This is a genomic window from Enterobacter cloacae complex sp. OE43NF (genome assembly GCF_023544405.1).
Taxonomy (GTDB): domain Bacteria; phylum Pseudomonadota; class Gammaproteobacteria; order Enterobacterales; family Enterobacteriaceae; genus Enterobacter; species Enterobacter cloacae.
Map to the genome: position 1 here is coordinate 1 of NZ_JAMJFW010000146.1, position 798 is coordinate 798.

At 46.5% G+C, this 798-nt stretch carries 1 pseudogene; it reads right to left on the bottom strand.

Features of this window, described 5'->3' with window-relative positions:
* A pseudogene (locus M8370_RS23410) lies at positions 1-749 on the bottom strand (lipase); the annotation flags it as partial.
* Between the last annotated feature and the right edge of the window lie 49 nt (positions 750-798).

Below are 798 nucleotides of genomic sequence, written 5' to 3' on the forward strand. Positions count from 1 at the left end.
ATGTTCTGGTTAGCCATAAAGATCAGGCTGTCGCTGGCGGAGAGGTTATAGACCGTGTCATGACCAAAATCACCGTAGAAGAGAAGCGTGTTTTCGCTGCCGTTAAGGTGGATGGCGTCGTCGGCATACCCGGAAACCACATTGTTATTGTTCCCGTTTACGCTGATCTCACTGTCATTGGCTCCTGAATAGAACCAGCTGTCATTACTGGCGGTCGAGATAGTGAAGCTGTTCTCTGTATCGGCATAATAGCTTTTCGCATACGCGATTGAGCCACTGTCACCTTCTAAGCCATAATCCGTGACCTGCCATGTCGCGTTCTGGTTGATGTTAATACCAAACAGGCTGAACAAGGTGTGGTCTGCGTTAACGTAATGGATATCTTCCGCCCGTGTAATATCGCCGGTGGAATATTTAAAGTACAGCGTCCCTTCTGCATCGTGGCTAAACGTAAAATCGGCAATATGACATTCCGTTACGTAGGTGTTAGTCCCTGCGCCGCCATAAATAACGTTGTAGCCGCTGTGATCTTTAAAACTGTCATCTCCCCCACCACCGCAGAGATAATCGTTACCCTTCCCTCCTTGTAATAAATCATTTGTTTCGGTACCAATAATAAATGTTGATCCCACATGCGTTACGGATTTATTGAGATCCGAAACCCAGGTCGTGGAACGGTATGCTTCAGAAAGATTAGAAACAATGATATTGGAATTTTGATGGGTGAAATCATAGATTTCAGAATCCATAATTCGTAATGCACCGTCCGTATAGCCCTGACCGGAGTGCCCGGCCCAG